This is a genomic window from Ruegeria sp. BG3, assembly GCF_056538485.1.
Genome location: NZ_JBQFTE010000022.1, coordinates 1 through 4,408, shown reverse-complemented (window position 1 = coordinate 4,408; position 4,408 = coordinate 1). Strand labels below are relative to the sequence as shown.

Below are 4,408 nucleotides of genomic sequence, written 5' to 3'. Positions count from 1 at the left end.
GCTTCTTCGTATGCTTCCATTGGAGGGCATGTGCAGACGAGGTTTCGGTCTCCGTATGCGTTGTCGACGCGGTTGACGGGGGACCAGTATTTGTCGACGCCCATGGAGCCCGGCGGGAAGCAGGCCTGTTCGCGGGTGTAGGGGCGGTCCCAGTCGCCGACCAGATCGCGCACCGTGTGGGGGGCGTTTTTCAGCGGGTTGTTTTCCGCGTCGATCTTGCCGTCGATGATGTCCTGCGCTTCCGAACGGATGGACAGCATGGCGTCGCAGAAGCGGTCCAGCTCGTCCTTGGGCTCGGACTCGGTGGGTTCCACCATCAGGGTGCCCGCCACCGGCCAAGACATGGTCGGCGCGTGGAAGCCGCTGTCGATCAGGCGCTTGGCGACGTCATCCACGGTCACATGCGCCGCCTCGTCCAGCGGACGAGTGTCGAGGATGCATTCATGCGCCACACGACCGGTCTCGGAGGTGTAGAGGATCGGATAGGCATCCTGCAGACGCGCGGCGATGTAGTTGGCGTTCAGGATCGCCACTTTGGTCGCCTGGGTCAGGCCCGCGCCGCCCATCAGCAGCACATAGGCCCAGCTGACCGGCAGGATCGAGGGCGAGCCGAAGGGCGCCGCCGAGACCGGACCCACAGCGGTGCCGTATTCCGGGTGGCCGGGCAGATGCTCTTCCAGATGCGCCTTGACGCCGATCGGACCCATGCCGGGGCCGCCACCGCCATGGGGGATGCAGAAGGTCTTGTGCAGGTTCAGGTGGCTGACGTCGCCGCCAATATCACCGGGACGCGACAGACCCACCATGGCGTTCATGTTGGCGCCGTCGATATAGACCTGACCGCCGTGATCATGGGTGATCTGGCAGACCTCCTGCACGGTGGTCTCGAACACGCCATGGGTCGAGGGGTAGGTGATCATGCAGCCGGCCAGATGATCGGAATGCTTCTCGGCCTTGGCGCGGAAATCGTTCAGATCAATGTTGCCATTCTCATCCGCCTGCACCGGAACCACCTGCCAGCCCACCATCTGCGCCGAGGCCGGGTTGGTGCCGTGCGCCGAGGTTGGGATCAGGCAGACATTGCGGTGCCCTTCGCCGCGGGCAAAGTGATAGTTGCGGATGGTCAGCAGGCCTGCGTACTCGCCCTGCGCGCCCGAGTTGGGCTGCTGCGAGATCGCGTCATAGCCGGTGATCTGGCAGAGCTTGTCGTTCAGATCAGCAATCATCTCATGATAGCCCTGCGCCTGATCTTCGGGGCAGAACGGGTGCAGATTGCCGAACTCGGGCCAGGTGACCGGGATCATCTCGATCGTGGCGTTCAGCTTCATGGTGCAGGACCCCAGCGGGATCATCGCCCGGTCCAGCGCCAGGTCGCGATCGGCCAGACGCCGCATATAGCGGGTCATCTCGGCCTCGGCTCGGTTCTTGTGGAAGATCTCGTGGGTCAGATAGGGCGTCTCGCGCAGCGCGTAATCCGGCAGGCGGTACTGCTTGTTCGAGCTGTCATCTGTCTTGTCGATGCCAAAGGCCCCCCAGACAGCTTCGATGGTCTCGGGGCGGGTCTGTTCGTCCAGGCTGATGCCCACACGTGTGTCGCCGACCTTGCGCAGGTTGACGCCCCGGGCCACAGCGGCCTCCATGACTGTCTTTTGCAGGTGGCCGACCTCAACGGTGATGGTGTCGAAGAACACCTCCGGCTCAACGGCAAAGCCCGCCTCTTCCAGACCGGCGGCCAGGCGCGAGGTCTTGCGGTGCACCGATTGCGCGATGGCCTTGATGCCGTCGGGGCCGTGATACACGGCATACATCGAGGCAATGACGGCCAGCAGCGCCTGCGCAGTACAGACGTTCGAGTTCGCTTTCTCGCGGCGGATATGTTGCTCGCGGGTTTGCAGCGCGAGGCGATACGCTTTGTTGCCGCGGCTGTCGATCGACACCCCGATGATCCGGCCCGGCATGGACCGCTTCAGCTTGTCGGTGGTCGCCATATAAGCGGCGTGCGGGCCACCATAGCCCATCGGCACGCCAAAGCGCTGGGTCGAGCCGATGGCGATATCTGCGCCCATCTCACCCGGTGACTTCAGCAGCGCCAGCGACAGGATGTCGGCGGCGACGATGGCGATGGCTTTATGTTCGTGCAGCGCGGCAATCTCGTTGGTGAAGTCGCGCACGTGACCATGGGTGCCGGGGTATTGGAAGATCGCGCCAAAGACGGCACCTGCATCCAGCGTGTCCGGATCGGCGACTTGCACGTCGATGCCCAGAGGCTCAGCGCGGGTTTTGATGACTGCGATGGTCTGCGGGTGGCAGTTCTTGTCAACAAAGAAGGCCGCGTTGTTGGCTTTCGAACGCCCGCCGCGCTTGGCCATCGCCATGGCTTCGGCCGCCGCTGTGGCTTCGTCCAGCAAAGAGGCATTGGCCACGTCCAGCCCGGTCAGATCACTGACCATGGTCTGGAAGTTCAGAAGCGCCTCAAGACGGCCCTGGCTGATCTCGGGCTGATAAGGCGTATAGGCGGTGTACCAGGCCGGGTTTTCCAGGATGTTGCGCAGGATCGGCGCAGGCGTGGTGGTGCCGTAATAGCCCTGACCGATCAGCGAGGTCAGAACCTTGTTCTTGCTCGCCACCTCTTTCATGTAGAACAGCGCATCGCGCTCGGTCATCGCCGGACCCCAGTCCAGCGGCTCTTTCTGGCGGATCGCCGGCGGGACGGTGGCGTCGATCAGTTGGTCCAGCGTCTTGAAGCCGATCACCTTGAGCATGTCGCGCATCTCGGTCGGGCTGGGACCGATATGGCGGCGATTGGCAAAGTCATAGGCTTCGTAGTCAGTCAGTTTGAAAGCCATTGCAGCGCTCCTATGAATAAGTCAGGTCGGGCGGAGACCGCGCAGGCCCCCGATACATCATCACGAGCCGGTCCGGCCCGAACGGGCGGAGCCCCATTCAGGGCTCCGGTCTGGATCAGCCGATGAAGTCCTTGTAGCCGGCCTCATCCATCAGATCTTCCAGCTGCGACGCGTCAGTGATCTTGATCTTGTAGATCCATGCCTCACCTTCGGGGTCTTCGTTCAGCGCGCCAGGATTGTCGGCCAGCGCCTCGTTGACCTCGACGATCTCACCATCAACCGGGGCATAGAGCTCGGACGCCGCCTTGACGGATTCGATCACGCCGATCTCGCCGTCTTTCTCGAACTCGTCACCCACTTCCTGCTGCTCCACGAAGACCACATCGCCCAGCTGCTCGGCGGCATGTTTGGTGATGCCCAGAGTGGCTGTATCGCCGTTCACGTCGATCCACTCGTGCTCTTCGGAATAATAGGTTGCCATCTTGTCTCTCTCCTGACTTCAACGCTTGTAATTCTGGGTGACGAAGGGCAGCGCCACGATCTCGGCCGGTTGTGGCTTGCCCCGAATGATCAGATTGACGGTCTCGCCCGGCTCACCATGGCCTGCGGACACATAGCCCATCGCAACGGGGCCACCGACCGTCGGGCCAAACCCGCCCGAGGTGATCTGGCCAATGGTGTTGCCTTCAGTGCACTGGATCTCAACGCCCTGACGCGCAGGCGCGCGGCCCTCGGGCTTGATGCCCACCAGCTTGCGGGATGCGCCCTCGGCCAGTTCTCTCTGGATGCGCTCGGCCCCCGGGAACCCGCCCTCTTCCTTGCGGCGCTTCTGGATCGCCCAGCCCAGAGAGGCTTCGATCGGCGAGGTGCTCTGGTCGATGTCATTGCCATAAAGGCACAGTCCCGCTTCAAGCCGCAGGCTGTCGCGCGCGCCCAGACCGGCCGCTTCGCAATCGTCATGTGCCAGGAAGGCGCGGGTGATCTCGATGGCCTTGTCCTCGGGGATCGAGATCTCGTAGCCGTCCTCACCGGTATAGCCCAGGCGTGAGATACGGCATTCGACCCCGTTGATATCGGCCACGGTGGTTTCCATGAACTTCAGATCGCGGGCGACAGGGCAAAGCTCACCCACAACGTTCTCCGCTGCGGGGCCTTGCACGGCGACCAGCGCGCGGTCGAAGATCTCGGTCACTTCGACGCCTTCGAGGTGCTCGCGCATATGCGGAATGTCCTGATGGCGCAGCGCCGCGTTCACCACCACAAAGTAGTGATCCCCCGCGTTCGACACGATCAGGTCATCCATGATCCCGCCGTCTTCATTCGTAAAGAACCCGTACCGCGCCTTGCCTTCCTTCAGCGTCGCATAGGCCTGCGGGCAAAGCGCCTCAAGCTTCTCGCCCACATTCTCACCGCGCAGGATCACCTGCCCCATATGGCTCACATCAAACACCGCTGCCTTCTCACGACACTGCTTGTGCTCCCCCATGATCCCCAACGGATACTGAACAGGCATCTCCCAGCCCGCAAAATCAACCATCTTTCCACCCAACTCAACATGAAGA

3 protein-coding genes are annotated in these 4,408 nt (G+C 62.6%); all 3 read right to left on the bottom strand.

Annotated elements, in window-relative coordinates; genetic code table 11:
- A partial coding sequence (gene gcvP, locus ACR0AI_RS21870) for an aminomethyl-transferring glycine dehydrogenase (RefSeq protein WP_480677197.1) occupies window positions 1-2,846 on the bottom strand: 2,846 nt, incomplete at its 3' end.
- Between the two features lie 115 nt (window positions 2,847-2,961).
- Window positions 2,962-3,327: a glycine cleavage system protein GcvH gene (gcvH, locus tag ACR0AI_RS21865; RefSeq protein ID WP_170381008.1), complete on the bottom strand. Its 366-nt coding sequence runs from the start codon at window positions 3,325-3,327 to the stop codon at window positions 2,962-2,964.
- 18 nt (window positions 3,328-3,345) lie between these two features.
- Window positions 3,346-4,408 (bottom strand): glycine cleavage system aminomethyltransferase GcvT (gene gcvT / locus ACR0AI_RS21860; RefSeq protein WP_480677196.1); only part of this gene is annotated, 1,063 nt, incomplete at its 5' end.